Raw genomic sequence first — 19,798 nt, 5'->3', positions numbered from 1 at the left:
TGCTTCCCCTTTGATGCCAAAGATTGCCATATTACGGCATTTGCCAACAGCGCAACGGGTCAGCGTTTCTGCACCGGATTGGCCAACAGCAAGTGGGCCGGGTAGGCCCGCATGAACTCGCGGGCTTTGTCGATGGGGGCGTTGAGCCACGCGCCATACGCGCCTTCGTTCAAGATGGCGGGCATGCGTTTTTCGTTGCCGTTTTGGCCATAGCGGTTCATCAGGGCGTGGCTGTTGGCGTTCACCGTGAGCAGGGTGAAGCTGACGATCTCTTCTTCGCCTTGTGTCCAGCGCTCCCACAAACCGGCCACACCCATGGGTTGTCCGTCCACGCGGGCGATGCGGGTGGGCACGGCTTTGCGGCTGCGCCAGTCGTCTTCCAAAAATGCCTGCATGGGGATGATGCAGCGCTGGCCTTTGAGCCAGGTTTCACGCGTGGCCGTGGCGGTGCTCATGGTTTCGTAGCGCGTGACGGCCAACTTGGTGGACCGCAGTTTGGCGTCTGACGCCGACTTGACCCAGGTGGGCACCAGACCGAATTGGCCTTGGGCCAGTTCCATCACCAGCGGGCTGGCGGGGACAGGCTGGGGTGTGACTTCGGTTTCAGGGGTGGTTTCAGAGACAGAGGCCAAGGTTTGCTCTGCCGCCACAAACGCTTTGCGGATGAAAAAACCCGGCTGGCGCGGCCAGACTTCTTTGCCCAGCAGGGCTTGGGGCGGGGCGATGCCAAAGGCCTCGGCGTACAGGTCAGGGCTTTTCAGACATTCGTATTGGGTGCTCATGCGGTCGATGCTAACCGACAGGTGTGGGCCAGTCAGCTCTTGTCGGACCTGAAGTTACCGACCTACAAATCCGGACCACCGACCTGATACGCTCAGCGCTCGATAACAAGACGTGCTGGCCCATGCTGATCCGCTTCAACAAACCTTATGGCGTGCTCAGCCAGTTCACCCCCGAGGGGCGCTGGCAGGGGCTCAAGGACCACATCGACCTGCCCGGCGTGTATGTGGCCGGGCGACTGGACGCCGACAGCGAGGGATTGCTGCTGCTCACCGACGATGGGAAGGAGCAGGCCCGCATTGCCGACCCGCGTTTCAAGATGGAAAAAACCTATCTGGTGCAGGTGGAGGGCGTGGTGAGCGACCAAGCCCTGACCGCCTTGGCCCGGGGCGTGACGCTGAACGACGGCCCCACCCTGCCCGCCCGCGCCCGCGCTGTGGAGCCGCCTGCCGACCTGTGGCCACGCAACCCACCGATTCGCGAGCGGCAAAGCATTCCCACCTCGTGGCTGGAGTTGTGCATACGCGAGGGCCGCAACCGACAAGTGCGGCGCATGACCGCGGCGGTGGGCTTGCCCACGCTGCGCCTGATCCGCACCGCCGTGGGGCCTTACCACCTGGAAGGTCTGCCCTCGGGCACCTGGCAACAAGTCTGAGCCCGGCACAGTGGCTTGCGCCAACGCAACACCGGTGGCCAGCGTCTTCCTGCACAATCGCGCATCTTTCAACCTCCAAGGTAACCCGCATGTCTGATTTGCTGAACAAACTCGAATGGCGCTATGCCTGCAAAAAAATGGACCCCACCCAGTCCGTGCCGCAAGACAAAGTGGACCGCATCGTCGAAGCCGCCCGTCTGGCCCCCACATCGAGCGGTCTGCAGCCCTTCGAAATCATCGTGGTGACCAACCCCGGCGTGCGCGAGCAGATCAAGCCCAAGGCCTGGGGCCAGGCGCAGATCACCGACGGCTCGCACCTGCTGGTGTTTGCCGCTTGGGACAACTACACGGCCGAGCGCATCAACATGATGTTTGACCTGACCAACGCTGAGCGCGGCGGCACCAACGAAGGCTGGGAAAACTACCGCCAGATGTTGCTCAAGAACTATCCCGCCCGCACACCCGAGGTGAACTTCGAGCACGCCGCTCGCCAGGCCTACATCGGCTTGGGCGCTGCCTTGATCGCCGCCGCTTTCGAAGAAGTGGACGCCACGCCCATGGAAGGTTTTGACCCCAAAGCCGTGGACGAGATTCTGGGCTTGGCCGCACGCGGTCTGCGCAGCGTGGTGATCGTGCCTCTGGGCTACCGCGCCGCAGAAGGCGACTGGTTGGCGAACCTGAAAAAAGTGCGCCGCCCCACCGCCCAGTTCGTGACCGAAGTCAAATAAGGGCGGCGCCCGCTGCAAGCGGGGCCGCTTGATACCGCCACAAAGCCGCAGATTCTGCGGCTTTGTGCTTTAACATCAAGGGCTTCCCAAACCGGGATGTTTATCCAAGGAACCAACATGGCCAAAGGCGAACAACGCAGCAACAAAATGGCCAAGAAGCCAAAGAAAGACACGTCACCCCCCAAGACGTTCACCTCAGACCGCCCGATGGCCCCGTCCACCTTTGTGGCGCCTCGCGGCAAAGTCAAAGACAAGTGATTTTTTTGGCCAAGCGCCTTGCTCGCTTGGCCCGCCCTGCATGATCCCGATCCACGAAGACGAGCACCTGCTGGTGCTGGAAAAACCCAGCGGCTTGTTGTCGGTGCCCGGTCGCGGCCCGGAAAAGCAAGATTGCCTGTCCAAACGGGTGCAGGACCGCTACCCCGAAGCCCTGATCGTTCACCGCTTGGACCAAGACACCTCGGGCCTGCTGCTCATGGCCCGGGGCATCGAAGCCCAGCGCCGCTTGAGCAAGCTGTTTGAAACACGCCAGGTCAAAAAACGCTACGTGGCGGTGGTGGCGGGCCAGCCTTCGCAATCCCAGGCGGCCATGGAGACTGACGAAGACGGTTGGCGCACCATCGACGGCCCCATCCTGCTCGACTGGGAGCGCCGCCCACTGCACATCATTCACCCCGACGGCAAAGCCAGCCGCAGCCGCTGGCGTGCCCTGCAAACCAGTGACAGCGCCAGCCTGATCGAGCTCGAACCCGTCACGGGCCGTACCCACCAGCTGCGGGTGCACCTGCAAAGCATTGGCCACCCGATGCTGGGCGACTCACTGTACGCGCCACCCGACATCAAGGCGCTCAGCCCCCGCTTGCTGCTGCACGCACAAGAGCTGGCCTTTGTGCACCCCTTCACCGAACAAGCTTTGGCATTCAAGGCCTCGGTCGAGTGGTCTGCCCTATCGCCGTTCTTGGCCGTTCATCACCCTCAGCCCTGAGCGTCAGGCCTGGGCTGCGCCCTTGATGCGGCCCGCCACCACACCACACAGCACCACCAGGCCCATGCCCGTGAAGGCCAGCGCGTCGGGGATGTGGTCAAACAGCCACCAGCCCATGAACGTGGAAAAGGCCACCCCGGTGTAGAGAAATGGCGAGACCACCGAGGCCGGGGCTTTGGAAAAGGCCACGATCAGCAGGTATTGGCCCAGCGTGGCGGCCAGGCCCACCATGAGCAACAGCGCCCAATCGTGCAGGCTTTGCGGGGTGACCCAGGCGTTGAACACCAGCAGCGTGCTCACCGCCCAGCCCACCCACCCTGTGTACAGCTGCATCACGGCCGGGTCTTCGGTGCGCGTCATGTGGCTGGTCACGGCCTGAAACACGGCATAAGTCACCACCACCGTGAGCGCCATCCAGCCCACCGTGCTGTCGACCTGCCCGCCCGGGCGTATAACCAGCAAAGCCCCGATCAGCCCACCCACCACCATGAGCCAGCGCAGCGCAGAGACTTGTTCTTTCATGACAAAGCGGGCCAATGCAGTGAGCACCAAGGGTGTGAGCATGACGGTGGCGGTGAACTCGGCCACCGGCATGCGCTGCAGGCAATAAAAAGCCAACAAGCTGCACGACACCATGAGCAAGCCGCGCAGCAACTGCCAGCGCAGGCTGTGTGTGCGCCACATGGCACGCCCACGCAATGGGGCCAGCACCAGCGCGGTGCCCACGGCCTGCACCGCGTAACGGAACCACAGCACCATCACGGGCGTGACGCTGAGCATGACCCATTTGCTGGTGGCGTCGCTGAAGCTCAGGCTGGCCATGGCTGCCACAGCCAAAGCAATGCCCACACCCCTTCGCGCGGGATCATGAAACTCAAAAGGGGAAGTGGACATGGATTTCAAACGACTTCGTGTTGAAGAACTATTTTTGCATGCGGCTTTCAAAGGAGATGTCACGCATTCACGGTGACCCCATCCATCGCCACACCCAATCCAGTCACATTCCGGTGCGAATTCTGACCAAGACATCCATCCTCAATCGATCAACCGATAAAATAGATAAGTTCGAACTTTTTAGCAGGCCATGTCGTTTTTTGAATCTCTGCGGTGGCGAGCTGCACCCAAGTCTTTACTCCATCAAATGGTTTCTGGGTGGACCATTGCCATGGTCGCAGCGCTGTGCAGCACGGTGATGGCCCAATCGAGTCCGAACGCCCAAGAATCCATCAAAAAAGCCCTGCAATCAGGACAACTTGATTTGGCGGCCAAACTGGTCCAACAAGAGCGCGAACGCAGCCCCAAAGATGTCCAAATGCGCTTCATGGAAGGGGTGATCCAAGCCCAGCAAGGTCAAACCGACAAGGCCATCGACACCTTCAAAAACATCACCCAATCACACCCTGAGTTGTCAGAGGCTTACAACAACCTCGGTGTTCTCTACGCTGCCAAAGGCCAACTCGAAGAATCCCGCAGCTACCTCGAAAAAGCCCTTCAGACCCACCCCAGTTACGCAGCGGCTCACCGCAACTTGTCTGACGTCCACAGCCAACTGGCCAAGCAAAGCTATGCCAAGGCCTTGCAAGTGGACCCCAAAGTCAAAAGCAGCCCCCCCCAATTGACTTTGCTGGGCAGCATCGGTCCTGAAAAACGCAGCCAAGCTGCGTCATCACCCGTGGCCGCCAAAACACCGCCCACAACCACTGTGGCCGTTGCCTCCACGCCCACCACCGCTTCTGCGGTTCCTGCGGCCAAAACAAGCGCCCCCACACCGGCACCTGCGTCCTCAGCACCTGCCCCCTCTAAAACACAGACGCCCGGCACACCACCGGTGGTCAGCAGCAGTGCAAGCCCCACCGCCAAACCAGCCTCTCAGACCCCGGCATCGGCATCGGCATCGGCATCGGGCAGCATGACCCAAGCCAGTGCGTCCGCGCCTGCCGAGAAAAAACCACTGGCCCCAGAAGCCGCCCAGCCCAAGGCCCAAGCCCCAACGGCGAACAAAGTCGTCCCAGCTGCCAACAAAGCAGAAGAAGCGGCCATCCAAAGTGCGATTGCGATTTGGGCAAAAGCCTGGAGTCAAAAAGACATGCCGCGTTATTTGTCAGCCTATGCTGACAATTTTGTGCCGTCCGAAAAAATGTCGCGTGCCAAGTGGGAAAGCGACCGCCGTCTTCGGATCGTTTCCAAAAAGTCCATTTCGGTCGGGGTCAGCCAAGTTCAGATCACTCTCCAGGGCCAAAAGGCCACTGTCCGCTTTCAGCAAATTTACGAATCGGACAACTTCAAGGGCAACAGCCGTAAAACGCTGGAAATGTCCAAGCAAGGGCCACGCTGGCTCATTGTGCGCGAGACCGTGAATTGAACCTCAAAGAAGCTCCCCCCTTTGATGCACTGAACCACGCCCAACAAAAAACACCCCCAAGCCGACGTTGGGCATGGATCGCACTGGGCATGACCTTACTGGCCATGTGTGCTTGGTTTTTTTCGGCCCCCTTGGTGAGCAGCGTTCGAGAACAAGCACAAGACTTGAACTCGAAGCAGGCGATGCCTTTCCGCCTGGAATTTGAACTCAATGATGAACAAGTCATTGCGGCCTCGCATGATCCGGAACATCTGGTCAGGCAAATCTATGCAGCATTGGGCGATGGTGACCGCGCCAAAGCTTTGGCACTGGCTGGCGTACTGGCACGACAGTTTCCAACATTTCAGCTGGGGCAGTTGCTGTATGCCGACTTGCTCAACATCAGCACCAACGCCCCGGTGGCCTTGCCCGAAGTCGAGGAACAAGACAAGCCATCTTTGACCCGTCGTTTGAACGAGTTGATTTTGGAATCCAAACGACGACTCAATCGTCCCAATGCCCACAGTTTGCAAGGGCGTGTTCCCTCGGCGCTGCTGAATCTGAGCCCTCAACAAGCTTATGTGGCCGCAGTTGATGCCTCTCAGTCACGCCTTTACTGGTTCGAAAACCAAAGCTCAGGCCATGGGCCAGTTCAACTCAAACTGGTTCGAGAGTCGTACATTTCAGTCGGCCTCAACGGCGTCGGAAAACAGCTCGAAGGTGATGGCAAAACACCCACCGGGATTTATTTTGTTCAGAAAAATCTCCCGGGCGAAACCCTTCCAGATCTTTTTGGTATCGGCGCTCTCACCTTGAATTACCCCAATGCGCTGGATTTGATGAACAAAAAAACAGGTTCTGGAATTTGGTTGCATGGCACGCCCAGCGCTCAATACGCGCGAGCGCCAGAATCGACCGATGGCTGTGTCGTGCTGGCCAATCCCGAAATGGGTCAATTGCTCAATTTATCCGGTCTGCGCATGACCCCCGTGATCATTGCTGAAAAAATCGACTGGGTCACCCCGGTTGAATCGGCCGAGGCCTTCAATGCATTCAAACCCAGCCTCGATGCCTGGTTGGCTGCACGCAATGGCACCGATGCCGACGCCTTGAAACGTCACTACAGCGAACGCTTTGAGCGCGATGACATGGGTTTGAACCAGTGGTGGCCCAGAATGGCACAAACCACCTTGGGTCACCATGTCAGCAAACCACTGGAATTGATCTCTGCCCTGCAATGGAAAGACTCCGCTCAAACCATGGTCGTGACCCTGAAAGACCCCAACCACAAAGCCTCAGTCCCCCCTCAGTACCTGCGAACCTATTGGCAAAAAGAGGCCGGCCAATGGAAACTGGTGTTTCAGGGGCCGACCTGATCAATCGGGTCTTTTGTCAAGCCAAGCAAGGACCATGCAACAAGCCTTTTCTTGTTCCATCTTCAACATGACACCAGAGGGTGAGCATTGGGTTGTGAGCCCCAAGCTCACACTGCTGCAATCCCTCGAGCAGCACGGTGTGACATGGCCCAGTTCTTGCCGCTCTGGCACTTGCCGCACATGCACAGGTCAATTGCTGTCGGGCCAAGTTCGTTATGACATGGCCTGGCCTGGGCTGAGCGCTGAAGAAAAGGCCGATGGATTTATCTTGCCCTGTGTGGCCTTTCCTGCCTCGGACCTCGTGCTCAAAGACCCGCTTGCGGACTGATCCGCCGCTTCAGTCGTCCAAGCCCAACTCTTGGATTTTTCGGGTGATGGTGTTGCGCCCAATGCCTAATTTTTGAGCGGCCTCAATGCGTCGACCCCGGGTGATCGCCAAAGCCGCCTGAATCAAACTGCTTTCAAAACGCCGGGTCAACACATCCCAAACATCGGTGCGGCCTGATGCCAACAAACTCAGCGCCTCCTCCTCCAAGCCAGGCTCCCAGGTTTTGACAACCGCAGGGGCCACCCAACCCACCGGGCTTGAAGAAACACCCACAGTGTCATCGACACCCTGCACGGCATGGGCCCCGGGCAATGGGTTGGCCGTGACAAGGCCAAGGGCGGCCTGTGGCGGTGTCTGGGTGTCCAAAACTTCCGGGGGCAGGTCTTTTTCCTCCACCACCTGAGCTGGCGCCATGACGGTCAACCAATGGCAAATGTTTTCCAGCTGACGCACATTGCCCGGAAATTGAAAAGAAGACAGGCGCTCCAAAGCTGCCTCAGAAATCCGTTTGGCTTCTACCCCCAACTGCTGTGCACTGCGCTGCAAAAAATAGCGGGCCAGCACAGGCACATCTTCGCGACGCTCTCTCAATGCGGGCAGGCGCAATCGAATGACGTTCAAGCGGTGAAACAAGTCCTCGCGAAAAACGCCTTCTTTGACACGTTGCTCCAAGTCCTGATGCGTCGCAGCAATCACGCGCACATTGGCCTTGACGGCACTGTGTCCACCCACGCGGTAGAAATGGCCATCGGACAACACACGCAGCAGCCGGGTCTGCAGGTCAAAAGGCATGTCACCAATTTCATCCAGAAACAGTGTGCCGCCATCGGCCTGCTCAAATCGCCCACGCCGCGAAGCTTGTGCCCCCGTGAAAGCACCCCGCTCATGACCAAAAAGTTCACTCTCCAGCAAGTCCTTGGGAATGGCTGCCGTATTGATGGCCACAAAGGGTTGATGGGCACGCGGCGAATGTTTGTGCAAGGCGTGCGCCACCAACTCTTTGCCCGAACCCGACTCGCCCGTGATGAGCACCGTGACATGGCTTTGCGCCAAGCGACCGATGCCGCGAAACACATCCTGCATGGCAGGGGCCTGGCCCAACATCTCCGGGGCATCGACCATTTTTTCTTCGGCCACATCCTCGCGTTGACTCTCGCCCACTGCACGGCGAATCAACTCAACCGCCTTGGGCAGATCAAATGGCTTGGGCAGGTATTCAAACGCACCGCTTTGGAAAGCCGACACGGCACTGTCCAGATCGGAAAACGCGGTCATGATGATGACGGGCAAACCCGGCATGCGCTGCTTGATGGCCGCCAGCAAATCCAGCCCGGAGCCCCCGGGCATGCGAATGTCGCTGACCAACACCTGAGGCCCCGCACTGTCGCCTTCTGACTCCAGGGCCTTCATGACCTCTCGTGGATTGGTAAAACTGCGCGTGGGCAAACCCTCTCGCAAGAGTGCTTTTTCAAGCACAAAGCGAATGGATTGGTCATCGTCTACGATCCAGATTGGCTTCATCAACGTGGCGCTTTCATTGTTCACAGGCATGAGCTTCAGGGCAACGGAATCAAAATTTTGAAATCCGTACGACCGGGCTCGCTGTCACACTCGATCATGCCGTGGTGTTGCTGAACAAAGGTTTGCGCCAATGTGAGCCCCAAGCCAGACCCCCCTTCACGCCCCGAGATCAACGGGAAGAAAATTCGGTCCTTGATCGAGTCTGGTACACCAGGCCCGTTGTCAATCACATGCAATTCCAATGCCAGGCGATAACGCTGCTTGCCAAACGTGACTTGCCTCAATATTCGGCTCTTGAGCGTGATTTGCGCATCGCCTTGCAAAATGCGCTCATGCAAAGCTTGCGCCGCGTTGTGAGAAATGTTGAGGACCGCCTGAATCAACTGCTCACGGTCGCCGCGAAACTCGGGAATCGAGATGTCGTAGTCCCGCAGCACTTTCAAACCCCTTGGAAACTCGGCCAAGATCAAGGTTCGGACCCGTTCGCACACTTCGTGAATGTTGACATCACTGACCACATGAGGGCGGCGGTGAGGTGCCAACAGACGGTCCACCAGCGTTTGCAGCCGATCGGCTTCTCGGATGATGACCTGGGTGTACTCCGACAACTCTTTGCTGTCGAGCTCCATCTCCAGCAATTGGGCAGAGCCACGAATCCCCCCCAAGGGATTTTTGATCTCATGGGCCAAATTGCGAATCAACTCCTTGTTGGCCTGCGCTTGCTCCAACAGGCGCTCCTCACGCTCTTGACGGGTTTGCTGCTCCACGGGCAGCAACTCCACAATCACTTCATCGGTTTGATCTGACGGCGCCAAAATCACATGCACGGGCAAAGCGTCGTTGTGCAAAATTCGCCGCAACTGCGCCTCGTATCGCAAGGCTGCAAACTCATTGGACTGCGCCCCCACCAAGGCCGTGATCATGGGCTGCGGATCGGCAAAGTAATCGGGCAAATAAACCCCAAACAAAGAGCGCCGCGACAAACCCATCGCGTCTTCCAAAGCGGCATTGACAAAGCGAACCATGCCTTGACCGTCCAGCACGGCCACGGGCGTGGCCAACAGGTCCAAAGCCAGAAATCGGGACACAGGACTGTTCATGGCGTGGTGGTCCTGGCCAACAGGGGGCGACGGGCCAGTTCACGTTGCAAGCTGTCGATATCGCGCTCTGTTCGCGCCATGGCGGCTTTGAGTGAGGCCACACGGTCGAGGTATTTTTGATGGTTGCGGGCCTCTGCAGCCCATTTGACAGGCTCACCCTCGTTGTACTCCTGCGTCAGTTGCTGAAGCTGCTGCCGGGCCTTTTCCAACTCCTGCACCACCAGGGTGCGGGCTTGCGCATCGCGCTCAGCTTGCTCCGGTGGCACGGCCCGCGCAGGCTCTGATTTGGTGCGCTCAGGCTGAACTGGGGCGACATCGGGCACCACAGGGCGGCGTGCGGCCAAGGCGGTGCCTGACGGCTGTGTTCCGGGAACCACCATGATGGCCTGTGTGGACAAGGGTTCACATTGGGTGGTGCTGCGTGGTGCATTGGTGTATTCCTGGCCACACCGGTAAATCACCGCTTGAGCTTGAGCTGAAGCGCCCACCATGCTCAACACCCAAGCCAAGCACAGCGTTACCCACTTGACCCGATGTCCCTCAAGAAAACGCCAATGCATCATGGACAAACTCCTGCAAGCAAAACCGGCCATCTTGGCCACTGTCATTTTGAATCAAAAAAAAGGACGGCCTCAGCCGTCCTTTTTTTGCACTGCGCTGTGCAATCCGTGCATGGGCCGGATTACAGCGAGTAGTACATGTCGTACTCGACGGGAGACACTTCCACACGAGCGCGGTTGACTTCTTGCATCTTCAAGTCGATGTAAGCGTCGATCCACGAATCGGTGAACACGCCGCCTTTGGTCAAGAAAGCGCGGTCAGCGTTGAGGGCTTCCAGAGCTTGGTCCAAGCTAGAGCACACAGTGGGCACCAACTTGTCTTCTTCTGGAGGCAGGTGGTACAGGTCTTTGGTCGCTGCTTCGCCGGGATGGATCTTGTTTTCCACGCCGTCCAGGCCCGCCATCAACAAGGCAGCAAAGCCGAGATATGGGTTGCACAATGGATCGGGGAAGCGGGCTTCCACGCGGCGGCCCTTGTCGCTGGCGACGTTGGGGATGCGGATCGAAGCGGAGCGGTTCTTGGCCGAGTAAGCCAATTTCACTGGCGCTTCGTAGTGAGGCACCAAGCGCTTGTAGCTGTTGGTACCGGGGTTGGTGATCGCGTTCAGGGCGCGAGCGTGCTTGATGATGCCGCCGATGTAGAACAGGGCGAATTCAGACAAACCAGCGTAACCGTTGCCCGCAAACAGGTTCTTGCCGTCTTTCCAGACGGACTGGTGAACGTGCATGCCGGAGCCGTTGTCGCCAGCGTAAGGCTTGGGCATGAAGGTGGCGGTTTTGCCGTAAGCGTTGGCCACGTTGTGGATCACGTACTTTTGCATCAGGGTCCAGTCGGCGCGCTCGACCAGGGTCGAGAAACGTGTGCCGATTTCGCACTGACCAGCGCCAGCCACTTCGTGGTGGTGCACTTCGACGGGAATGCCGATGGATTCCAAAATCAGGGACATCTCGCTGCGCATGTCGTGCGTGCTGTCAACTGGGGGCACTGGGAAGTAACCACCTTTGACGCGGTTGCGGTGACCGCTGTTGCCATTTTCCATCTTGGTGCCGCTGTTCCAGGGGGCTTCGGCTTCGTCGATGGCATAGAAGGTGTTGTTGGGCTCGGTGCTCCAACGCACGTCGTCAAACAAGAAGAATTCGGGTTCTGGACCAAAGAAGGCGGTGTCGCCCAGGCCAGCTTGCTTGAGGTAAGTCTCGGCGCGCTTGGCAATGGAACGTGGGTCACGCTCATAAGCTTTGCCGTCGGTGGGTTCGATCACGTCGCAGATCAAAACCAGAGTGACTTCTTCGAAGAAGGGGTCGATGAAGGCGCTGTTGGCGTCAGGGATCAACAACATGTCGGAGGCTTCGATGCCTTTCCAGCCAGCAATGGAAGAGCCGTCAAAAGCTTGACCGTCTTCGAACTTGCTTTCGTCAAACTGCGACACGGGCGCAGTGATGTGCTGCCATTTGCCACGGGTATCGGTGAAACGGAAGTCAACGAACTTGACTTCGTTCTCTTTCACCATCTTCATCACGTCTGCGACGGTCTTGGCCATCAAATTCTCCTGAATGGAAAGGGGTTAAAAAGCTAACACAGAGTTCTTGCAGTTTTTGTGCCAACTTGACTCAGTCAACCACATTTGAACAAGCTGCAATTGTGCCTTGAGCTGAGCCCATTGGCCCTGCATCACTCGGAAAAAAGCCAGTATCACAAGGGAACCGGCTTGAGGAACAGGGCCTCGGTCTGTCACTGTCGCCCCGAAACGGGTTCCAGAGACGCCCAACGGGGCGACATCAATGCACCCGAACGATGCATAAATGCACTTATTTGGTGCAAATAAATTTATCGCACCAATTCAGGGCCATACGTCAAAGAAAAGGAAGACAGCCCCTCACGCAGTGCTCGGTAAGCCGCATCGGCCAAATCGGGTTCACCTTTGACCCCCAACTCAATGTGACGGCCCCATTGAGGATGATCCACACTGGGCAAACTGAACACTTTGACGCCGGGATGCGCAGCCTCAATCGACTCCATCAAAGGTGTGAGCGTGGCCTCCATGGCCCCCAAAATGATCACGGATTTTTCGACATAGGCGTCATGTCGAAAAAAAGCACTGTATTGGCTGTCCAGAACCGACTCGATCATGGGCCACGCCATGACCGGAAAACCCGGCACAAAGTGCACTGCCCCGCCTCCGGCCCCCAGACAACTGAAACCAGGGATTTTGTTGTAAGGATTGCGGATGATGGCTGCGCCTTGCGGAAACACCCCCATGTTCAGTCGATGGACATTGTCTGGCCGATCAGGGTCGTAGACCATGCCCTGCTCTTTGGCTGTGTCTTGCATGCGCTCTTGGATCAAGAGCTTGGCTTGCGGGTGCAAGGCCAAGGGCACAGACAAAGCCTGAGCGGCACACTGGCGGGTGTGGTCGTCGGGTGTGGCACCAATGCCGCCGCAACTGAACACCACGTCCGATGATGCAAACGCCCTTTGAAGGGTGGCCGTGATGCGCTCGGGTGAATCACCCACGTATTCAGACCACGACAAATTCAGGCCCCGCGCAGACATCAGCTCGATGACTTTGGGCATGTGCTTGTCTTGGCGTTTGCCAGACATGATTTCATCGCCAATGATGATCAGGCCAAAAACTGGGCTTGTGGAGGTCATGGGTCAAATCCTTCAGAATGGATCAATCAGCGGTGCGGGCCTGGACGTCGGTCACATCATGGACCGGCTTGAACTCGGAATTTCCAAAACGCGCAGAACTGTGTGGTGAAGTCGGCGCCAAGGGCATGGACCCGGCCAAGTCGTCCAAGGGTGGCTCGCTGCGCAACTGGTGCAAGGCCAACAGCACAAAATGGGCAAACCACAGTGAGGAAAATGCAAACACCAAGGTGTAAATCCAAATGGCGATGGGCACCAAAATCACAAAAGCGGCTGCAAACAGCGCCCCCGAGGCCCACACCAAACTGGGTGCAGCACCCATCAAGCCCGTGAACACGCCCATGCCCAAAAGACTCATGCGGTGGCGTGCCATCAGGGTTTGCCGCTCTTGGGCGCTGGCAAATTCGGCCAACACATCAAAAGCCATGACGCGGTAGGTCAGCCAGCCCCAAATGCAAGCCGGCAAGACCATGGCCAAGGGGGGGACCAGCCACATGGGCAATGTCAACAACAAGGCCCCCAGCGCCAGCATCAAAGACAAAACAGTCCACCACAAACTGAACAAAAAACTGCCGCCTCGTTTGCGCTCAAGACCGGGAAATCGCCGATCGGCCACCAAACGGGTCAACGCAGGGGTCATCAGCAAAGACACCGCCACCAAGGAAGCCGCCACCACCAAAGGGGTGACTGAAAAAATCACCAACAAGGGGGCCACCACGGTTTTCAATTGCGGCAAGCCAATGCCTTCCAGCCAACGCCACACCACCTCCAACCAACTCGAGGCATCCAGCCAAGTGCGGACCCAAGTCACGGCAAGGTCCCAATAAAAATAACCCAGCAACCAAGACAGCGCCACGATCAGCACCAAGGGCAAAAAGGACAAGCCAATCACCCGGGGGTAGAGGCAATACACCGCAGCACGCCAAAAGGAGTCCATCAACAATTTCATGGATGAAAGCTTAACAGCACTGCGCCAAAGCCGAACCGCCCCAAGCCATCAGGCTCGCCCCCACAAGCGCCGCCAACCCTGGCGCTGCTGCGCCCAAAACCCGTCACCGTAATCACGCCCCTGCTCCACTTGGTCACGCACCCCCGTGGGGTCGTAGCGCTGCTGAAAATCGGCGGTACCGAACAGCACGTCCCACCAAGGCAACAAGACACCAAAATTGCAGCCCCCCAAGACTTTTTGGCCCTTCACATCAAACTCATGCCCGATGCCAATGCTGTGGTGCCGCCGGTGAAAGCGCGGACTGACCCACAGCCGCTCACCCCAAGGGCCAAACCCAATGCGCAAATTGGCATGCTGAAAGCTTTCGCTCAACTGGCTGATGGCCACCAAGGCGACAAACTGCCCCGGGCCCACGCCCAGAAGCACCGCCACAGTCGACAGAATCAAACTGGTCACCATGTCATCGAGCAAGTGGTTGCGGTTGTCGCTCCACATGGTCATTTGCCGCTGCGAGTGGTGCAAGCTGTGCAAAGCCCACCAGGTGTTGGACTGATGCTGTGCCCGATGAAGCCAGTAGTGAACAAAATCGAAGAACACCAGGTACAGAACAAAACTGACCAAGGCCTGATCGGTCACACCGGGCCACAGTGCATCCAGGTGAAAAGTCGGCCAGCCCATGGCGCGCAGCAAACCCCAGCCTTGCTCAAACGCATGGTCCAAACTGAAAAACATCACCAATTTGAACAAACCCAGGCGATGGATCAAGGTGTAGACCACATCCACCCTGATGGCCTTTGGAAACACCACAGGCTCAGCGGGCCAAAGGCGTTGGAGTGGACCGATGACCAGCACCAAGATCAAGATTTGCAACAAACCCACGACCAACCAACCGGCCCCTTCAAAGGCCTTGTCGAGCAAATGCCCTTGGCCCATGCCAAAAACCAAAGGCTGCACCCAGGCTTCAAAAAGCGTCTGTTGCAGAGTGGCAAAAGTTTCAATCAGAGCGTCCATGCCTCATTTTCCTGAAGGTTGAACGCCCGTTCCACTCAGGGGTTGTTGCGCCATGACGGCACGGTATTGCGGGTGTTCGCGCAAAGTTGCAAAACAAAACCCTTTGGCCTTCAAACCCACGATCAGCGGCTCCAAAACGGCGGGTGCCCAAGGGTCTTGGCGCGACCAAATGCCCAAATGGGCCATCAGCACATCGCCAGACCGAATATTTTTTAATGCTTTTTGAAGCAATGCGGCATTCGGATGGCTGTCGCTGGGCAGTTCATCTCCCAGAAAACCAGCAGCCGACCAACCCACATGGGTCCATCCACAAGCCTTGGCGGCAGACAACAAAGCGGGAGACGTTTTGCCGCCGGGTGCCCTGAACAAGGGCAAAGGCGCTTGGCCCGTCAGCGCCTGCAAGCGTCGTGCTGCACGTTGCAAGTTTTCGCAATACACAGCGGGTGTCCACACCAAATTCTGGCCCACTTGCTCACCCGAACTGGGCCTGATCTTGAACAAGGGCTTGTCGGGCGTTCCCAAGTCACCTCGCCAATAGGCATGGTCCCAAGTGTGCGTCGCAAACGCATGCCCCTCCAGTGCACGCTCACGCCACCAAGGGGCCCAATGCTCACCCAAGGAGCCATCGCCTTGTTGGGTCTTTTCGTGAGCGGCAAAAAACGTGACCCGCACGTCCTGCCGCTTCAAAACCTCGGCCACCCATGGCGCCACGCCCATGTGTCCGGTGTCAAAGGTCAAGTAAACCGGTTGTTTACAAGATGCAGCACCGGCCAGCAGCGGCAAGGCTGCCCCTGCAGCCAAAACCACACACCTCACCCAAATTTCAGTTGCGCGGTGCATGGTCCAGCGTCCACACCCCGTGTGGCGATTTACCGACGGGAATCTGACGCACCACTTTGCGTTCAGCAATGTCAATCACGGTCAATTTTTTAGCCCATCTGGAGGCCACCAAAATGTATTTGCCATCGGCCGTGATGTCCATGCAGTCAGGGCCCGAGGGGGCAGGCAACTGAGCCACCACGGTCATGTTCACATAATCAATTTGGCTGATGGTGTTGGCCACGCGGTTGCTCACAAACACATGGCGCTGGTCGCCTTTGGCCCGAAAAGCATGGGCTCCCTTGCCGGTCACCAATTTTTTGACCCATTTGGGCTGGGCACCAGAAATGTCGTACACCTCGACACCATCACTGCCTGTCAAGCCGACAAGCAAAAACTTGTCGTCTGGCGTGCCAAACACATCGGCAGGAACCGAGCCCACCCGGGTGCGGCTCTTCACAGTCTGGGTCCCCAAGTCGATGGCGACAATTTCGTCACTGTCTTGCATGCTGGCCCAAACGATCTTGCTGCGGCTGTCAATCCACAAATGGCTGGGGGTTTTGGCGGTGGAAATGCGCTTGGACAAATGCGCGTTTTGGCCATCCCAACGGTAAATGTCCACATGGTTCAATCGGTTAGCAGCCGTGACAAACCACTTCATGTCGGGCGAAAACCGCAGGTGGTAGGGATCCAGAATGCCCGTGACAGTGCGTTGAACTTGGGCCGTTCTGGGGTCAATGAAGGTCAGCGAGTCGCTCATGGCGTTGGCCACAATGACCGATTTTTCATCGGGCGTCAGATAAAGGTGGTGGGGCTCTTTGCCCGTTGGGATGCGTTTGTTTTCTTTCCAGGTGAGCGGATCGATCACACTGACGTTACCTTCGAGTGAATTCAATACAAAAATAGGTGCCGGGGGTTGAGCCGAAACACTGAGAAGCTGAAACCCTAAAAAAGTCAAAGCCAAAAAACGAATGACAGAGAGAAAAGAAATCACAAAACCGCTTTCAAAATCACTCATAAGTGTAATCGGCCCCTCCCCAGGAACTTCGATGCAAATCAAACCCCTCTCAAAAATAAGCATTCAAGGTGTGAATCTTGAATTCCAGACCCTTCACACCCAGGCACAACAAAGCCCCGGTCCCACCTTGGTTTTCCTGCACGAGGGTTTGGGCAGCATCGCCATGTGGCGCGACTGGCCCACACGCTTGTGCCAACAGCTTGGCTGCGCGGGTCTGGTTTATTCGCGTCAAGGCTATGGCCAGTCCGATCCGGTGGCCGATGTGCGCGGTCCGGCTGGGCAAACCGGAGGGCGCAGGCATGGCCGTTTAAGCCCTGATTACATGCACCACGAAGCCCTCGAAGTGTTGCCAGCTTTGCTGACGGCCCTGGGCATGGAGCGGCCTGTGCTGCTGGGCCATTCTGACGGCGGCACCATTGCACTGATCCACGCCAGCCATCACCCCGTGGCAGGCTGCATCGTCATGGCCCCACATGTGATGGTCGAAACCATCTCACTGCAGGCCATCACGGCCGCCCGTGATGCCTACGAAAACGGCCCCCTGCACCAGCGACTGTCCCCTTTTCATGCCGATGTGGACTGCGCCTTCTGGCAATGGAACGATGTCTGGCTGAGCGATGCTTTTCGCGCGTTTGACATCCGCCCCGAACTGCAGGGCATCACCGCTCCCTTGCTGGCCATTCAAGGCGAAAACGACCCCTATGGCACCATGGCCCAGATCGACGACATCGCCCTCGCTGTGCCACATGCACAGCGGCTCAAACTGCCCGATTGCGGACACTCACCCCACCGAGACCAGCCCGAGGCTGTTGCGCAAGCCGTGCAAAAGTTTGTGGGTCATCTTTATTGATCCAGCCGAATGCGGTTTGCATCGACGCTTTTTTTGTGAGCGACGCCCTCGTCGCGATCAAGCCTTGCAGACCACACCCCATCGCCCCGGGGGCGGGGCTCCTACAAAGGCAAGCCGCTCCTTGTGCCGGGCTCCCACAAAATGCAGGCCTTCCCCCGTAGGAGCGATGCCCTCGTCGCGATCAAGCCTTGCAGACCACCCCCCATCGCCCCGGGGGCGGGGCTCCTACAAAATGCAGGGCAATGTCCCTTGTAGGAGCGACGCCCTCGTCGCGATAAGCCTTGCAGACCACAAGCCATCGCCCCGGGGGCGGGGCTCCCACAAATTGCAGGGCAATGTCCCTTGTAGGAGCGACGCCCTCGTCGCGATCAAGCCCTGCAGACCACCCCCCATCGCCCCGGGGGCGGGGCTCCTACAAAATGCAGGGCTGTCCCCTGTGGGAGCGACGCCCTCGTCGCGATAAGCCTTGCAGACCACAGCCCATCGCCCCGAGGGCGGGGCTCCCACAAATGCAAGCCGTTCCTTGTGCCAGGCTCCCACAAATGCAGGCCTTCCCCCGTAGGAGCGACGCCCTCGTCGCGATATGCCTTGCAGACCACAAGCCATCGCCCCGGGGGCGGGGCTCCTACAAAGGCAAGCTGCTCCTTGTGCCGGGCTCCCACAAAATGCAGGACTTCCCCCCGTAGGCGCGACGCCCTCGTCGCGATCATGCCCTGCAGACCACCCCCCATCGCCTTGGGGGCGGGGCTTCTATAAAAACACATCGCCCAGGCTGCGGAGCGCCCACAAAGATGGCAGCATTTGGCTTGGGTCAAGCGCCGACTTAGAAACCGTGTCAACCCTGGACAGCCGGCTCAGGGCTTGAGCAAGGCCAGGTCTTCGTTTGTCAACCAACGCCATTGACCTGGGGCCAGATCGGCCAGCACCAAGCCGCCGATTTGCGAACGGTGCAAGCCCTCAACCCGGTTGCCCACTGCGGCCAACATGCGTTTGACCTGGTGGTATTTGCCCTCGGTCAGGGTCAGCTTCATGTGCAATTCGCCCACAGCCTCGCAGGCGGCGGCTTTGACCGGCTTGGGGTCATCGTCGAGCACCACGCCAGACAAGAGCTTGTTCACCATCTCGGGCGTGATCGGGTGCTTGGTGGTCACCTCGTACACCTTGGGCACATGGTGCTTGGGAGAGCTCATCTTGTGAATAAACTGGCCGTCATCGGTCAACAACAACAAACCCGTCGTGTCCTGGTCCAGTCGGCCCACCGCCTGCACGCCCTGCACGGCGGCCTTTTGCGGACGCTGCCGCAGTGGTGCGGGCAACAAGGTGTAAATGCTCGGCCAAGTCGAAGGTTTTTGCGAACACTCGGTTCCAGAGGGCTTGTTCAGCAGCACATAAGCGTGCTCTTTGAATGGCCAATCGGTGCCTTGCACTTTGAAATGCAGACCCTGCAGGTCAAAAAATTCGCCCGAATCGGTGGCAGGTTCACCGTTGACTTGCACGTAACCTTGCTGCACGAGACCGGCACACACCCGGCGGGTGCCAAAACCCTGGCTGTACAAAATGTCTTCCAGGCGCATGGGTTTGAGAGATTTGGCTTTCATGGGGCATGATTGTCGCCGCGAATTCACCCCCTGAAACCCCACCTTGCCGGAGACCTTTGCCCATGAACGCCGCCCTGGACACCCTGACCCGCATGACCGACACGCTGGCAGCCTGCCAACAAGGCGGTTTGCCGCAAACCGACATGATCCGCCAGTGGCGCAGCGATGCGGCCAGCCTGCCATTGCCGGAAAAGTTTGGCCTTGTTTTGGGCAATTTGCTGGACCGCATCGAGTCCAGCGCCTTGTTCAGCGGCGAAAGCTGCTCGTTCAGCCAAAAAGACTTGCTCGACAACCTGCAACTGTGGGCAGACAAGGCTCGAGTGCGGCTGTCCAGCCTGTAGCCGGTTGGCTGGCAGCTTCCGCTGTGAAGCGCATGACTTGTAGATCCGGCCTCACGATGTTGGCGTCAATGCTTTTTTGAGCGCAGTGGCCTGGCCGCGATAGATCCAAGCAGACCACCACCCCATCGCCCCGGGGGCAGGGCTCCTACAAAGGCAGGCAGTTCCTTGTGCGGGGCCCCTGCAACGTGCAA

The 19,798-nt window shown here is 58.3% G+C and carries 21 protein-coding genes; 9 read left to right on the top strand and 12 right to left on the bottom strand.

What is annotated here, in order from left to right; translation table 11 throughout:
• Positions 1-59: 59 nt before the first annotated feature.
• The gene (locus B9Z48_RS13845; protein ID WP_108379158.1) at positions 60-782 is read right to left on the bottom strand and encodes an SOS response-associated peptidase family protein; all 723 of its coding nucleotides are present in this window, start codon (positions 780-782) and stop codon (positions 60-62) included.
• Between the two features lie 122 nt (positions 783-904).
• On the opposite strand from B9Z48_RS13845, the gene B9Z48_RS13840 reads away from it, so the two are divergent.
• The 4 genes from B9Z48_RS13840 (at position 905) to B9Z48_RS13830 (ending at position 3,148) form a co-directional block, all read left to right on the top strand.
• Positions 905-1,435 (top strand): pseudouridine synthase, encoded by a 531-nt coding sequence (locus tag B9Z48_RS13840; RefSeq protein ID WP_108379156.1) that lies wholly within the window; start codon positions 905-907, stop codon positions 1,433-1,435.
• Positions 1,436-1,524: 89 nt separating this feature from the next.
• Complete coding sequence (locus B9Z48_RS13835; RefSeq protein ID WP_108379154.1) at positions 1,525-2,163, top strand: nitroreductase family protein; 639 nt, start codon at positions 1,525-1,527, stop codon at positions 2,161-2,163.
• A 117-nt stretch (positions 2,164-2,280) separates the two neighbouring features.
• Positions 2,281-2,421, top strand: a complete 141-nt coding sequence (locus B9Z48_RS21670) for a hypothetical protein (protein ID WP_019427071.1) — start codon at positions 2,281-2,283, stop codon at positions 2,419-2,421.
• Positions 2,422-2,461: 40 nt separating this feature from the next.
• Positions 2,462-3,148, top strand: a complete 687-nt coding sequence (locus tag B9Z48_RS13830; RefSeq protein ID WP_108379152.1) for an RluA family pseudouridine synthase — start codon at positions 2,462-2,464, stop codon at positions 3,146-3,148.
• A 3-nt stretch (positions 3,149-3,151) separates the two neighbouring features.
• Here B9Z48_RS13830 and B9Z48_RS13825 read toward each other — a convergent pair whose 3' ends face one another.
• Complete coding sequence (locus B9Z48_RS13825; protein WP_158273270.1) at positions 3,152-4,042, bottom strand: DMT family transporter; 891 nt, start codon at positions 4,040-4,042, stop codon at positions 3,152-3,154.
• Between the two features lie 247 nt (positions 4,043-4,289).
• Between B9Z48_RS13825 and B9Z48_RS13820 the strand changes: the two genes are divergently transcribed.
• The 3 genes from B9Z48_RS13820 to B9Z48_RS13810 all read left to right on the top strand — a co-directional run bounded on the left by B9Z48_RS13820 (position 4,290) and on the right by B9Z48_RS13810 (position 7,193).
• On the top strand, positions 4,290-5,510 hold the full coding sequence (locus B9Z48_RS13820; RefSeq protein ID WP_158273269.1) for a nuclear transport factor 2 family protein: 1,221 nt from the start codon (positions 4,290-4,292) through the stop codon (positions 5,508-5,510).
• Positions 5,507-6,865, top strand: a complete 1,359-nt coding sequence (locus B9Z48_RS13815; protein ID WP_108379146.1) for a murein L,D-transpeptidase family protein — start codon at positions 5,507-5,509, stop codon at positions 6,863-6,865. The genes B9Z48_RS13820 and B9Z48_RS13815 overlap by 4 nt, the downstream gene beginning before the upstream one ends.
• Positions 6,866-6,932: 67 nt before the next feature.
• Positions 6,933-7,193 carry a 2Fe-2S iron-sulfur cluster binding domain-containing protein gene (locus B9Z48_RS13810; protein WP_228769132.1) on the top strand — a complete coding sequence of 87 codons (261 nt, stop codon included), beginning with the start codon at positions 6,933-6,935 and terminating at the stop codon, positions 7,191-7,193.
• Between the two features lie 9 nt (positions 7,194-7,202).
• On the opposite strand, the gene ntrC is transcribed toward B9Z48_RS13810, so the two are convergent.
• From ntrC to B9Z48_RS13765, 9 genes are all read right to left on the bottom strand, one after another.
• Positions 7,203-8,714, bottom strand: coding sequence for a nitrogen regulation protein NR(I) (gene ntrC, locus B9Z48_RS13805; RefSeq protein ID WP_108379235.1), 1,512 nt, complete (start codon positions 8,712-8,714; stop codon positions 7,203-7,205).
• Positions 8,715-8,749: 35 nt separating this feature from the next.
• Positions 8,750-9,814 (bottom strand): nitrogen regulation protein NR(II), encoded by a 1,065-nt coding sequence (gene glnL, locus B9Z48_RS13800; protein WP_108379144.1) that lies wholly within the window; start codon positions 9,812-9,814, stop codon positions 8,750-8,752.
• Complete coding sequence (locus tag B9Z48_RS13795) at positions 9,811-10,377, bottom strand: hypothetical protein (RefSeq protein ID WP_146186288.1); 567 nt, start codon at positions 10,375-10,377, stop codon at positions 9,811-9,813. Before B9Z48_RS13795 ends, glnL begins: the two co-directional genes overlap by 4 nt.
• Before the next feature lie 119 nt (positions 10,378-10,496).
• Positions 10,497-11,912, bottom strand: a complete 1,416-nt coding sequence (gene glnA, locus B9Z48_RS13790) for a type I glutamate--ammonia ligase (protein ID WP_089955094.1) — start codon at positions 11,910-11,912, stop codon at positions 10,497-10,499.
• Between the two features lie 287 nt (positions 11,913-12,199).
• Positions 12,200-13,024, bottom strand: a complete 825-nt coding sequence (locus tag B9Z48_RS13785) for a molybdopterin-binding protein (protein WP_108379142.1) — start codon at positions 13,022-13,024, stop codon at positions 12,200-12,202.
• Between the two features lie 22 nt (positions 13,025-13,046).
• Positions 13,047-13,970: an EI24 domain-containing protein gene (locus B9Z48_RS13780; RefSeq protein ID WP_108379140.1), complete on the bottom strand. Its 924-nt coding sequence runs from the start codon at positions 13,968-13,970 to the stop codon at positions 13,047-13,049.
• A gap of 48 nt (positions 13,971-14,018) precedes the next feature.
• Positions 14,019-14,981, bottom strand: coding sequence for a sterol desaturase family protein (locus B9Z48_RS13775; protein ID WP_108379138.1), 963 nt, complete (start codon positions 14,979-14,981; stop codon positions 14,019-14,021).
• A gap of 3 nt (positions 14,982-14,984) precedes the next feature.
• Positions 14,985-15,821, bottom strand: a complete 837-nt coding sequence (locus B9Z48_RS13770; protein ID WP_108379136.1) for a polysaccharide deacetylase family protein — start codon at positions 15,819-15,821, stop codon at positions 14,985-14,987.
• Complete coding sequence (locus B9Z48_RS13765) at positions 15,805-16,818, bottom strand: YncE family protein (RefSeq protein ID WP_089955114.1); 1,014 nt, start codon at positions 16,816-16,818, stop codon at positions 15,805-15,807. The genes B9Z48_RS13770 and B9Z48_RS13765 overlap by 17 nt, the downstream gene beginning before the upstream one ends.
• A gap of 31 nt (positions 16,819-16,849) precedes the next feature.
• Between B9Z48_RS13765 and B9Z48_RS13760 the strand changes: the two genes are divergently transcribed.
• Entirely contained in the window at positions 16,850-17,668 is an 819-nt protein-coding gene (locus tag B9Z48_RS13760; protein WP_108379134.1) for an alpha/beta fold hydrolase, read from the top strand.
• An 854-nt stretch (positions 17,669-18,522) separates the two neighbouring features.
• Here the strand turns inward: B9Z48_RS13760 and B9Z48_RS13750 are convergent.
• The gene (locus tag B9Z48_RS13750) at positions 18,523-19,242 is read right to left on the bottom strand and encodes a pseudouridine synthase (RefSeq protein WP_089955319.1); all 720 of its coding nucleotides are present in this window, start codon (positions 19,240-19,242) and stop codon (positions 18,523-18,525) included.
• Positions 19,243-19,409: 167 nt separating this feature from the next.
• Here B9Z48_RS13750 and B9Z48_RS13745 point away from each other — a divergent pair, with 167 nt between their 5' ends.
• Positions 19,410-19,607: a hypothetical protein gene (locus tag B9Z48_RS13745; RefSeq protein ID WP_233261136.1), complete on the top strand. Its 198-nt coding sequence runs from the start codon at positions 19,410-19,412 to the stop codon at positions 19,605-19,607.
• The last annotated feature ends 191 nt before the right edge of the window (positions 19,608-19,798 follow it).

The organism is Limnohabitans sp. WS1 (genome assembly GCF_003063265.1).
Taxonomy (GTDB): Bacteria; Pseudomonadota; Gammaproteobacteria; order Burkholderiales; family Burkholderiaceae_C; genus Limnohabitans_A.
This window is presented reverse-complemented; position numbering and strand designations above follow the sequence as displayed.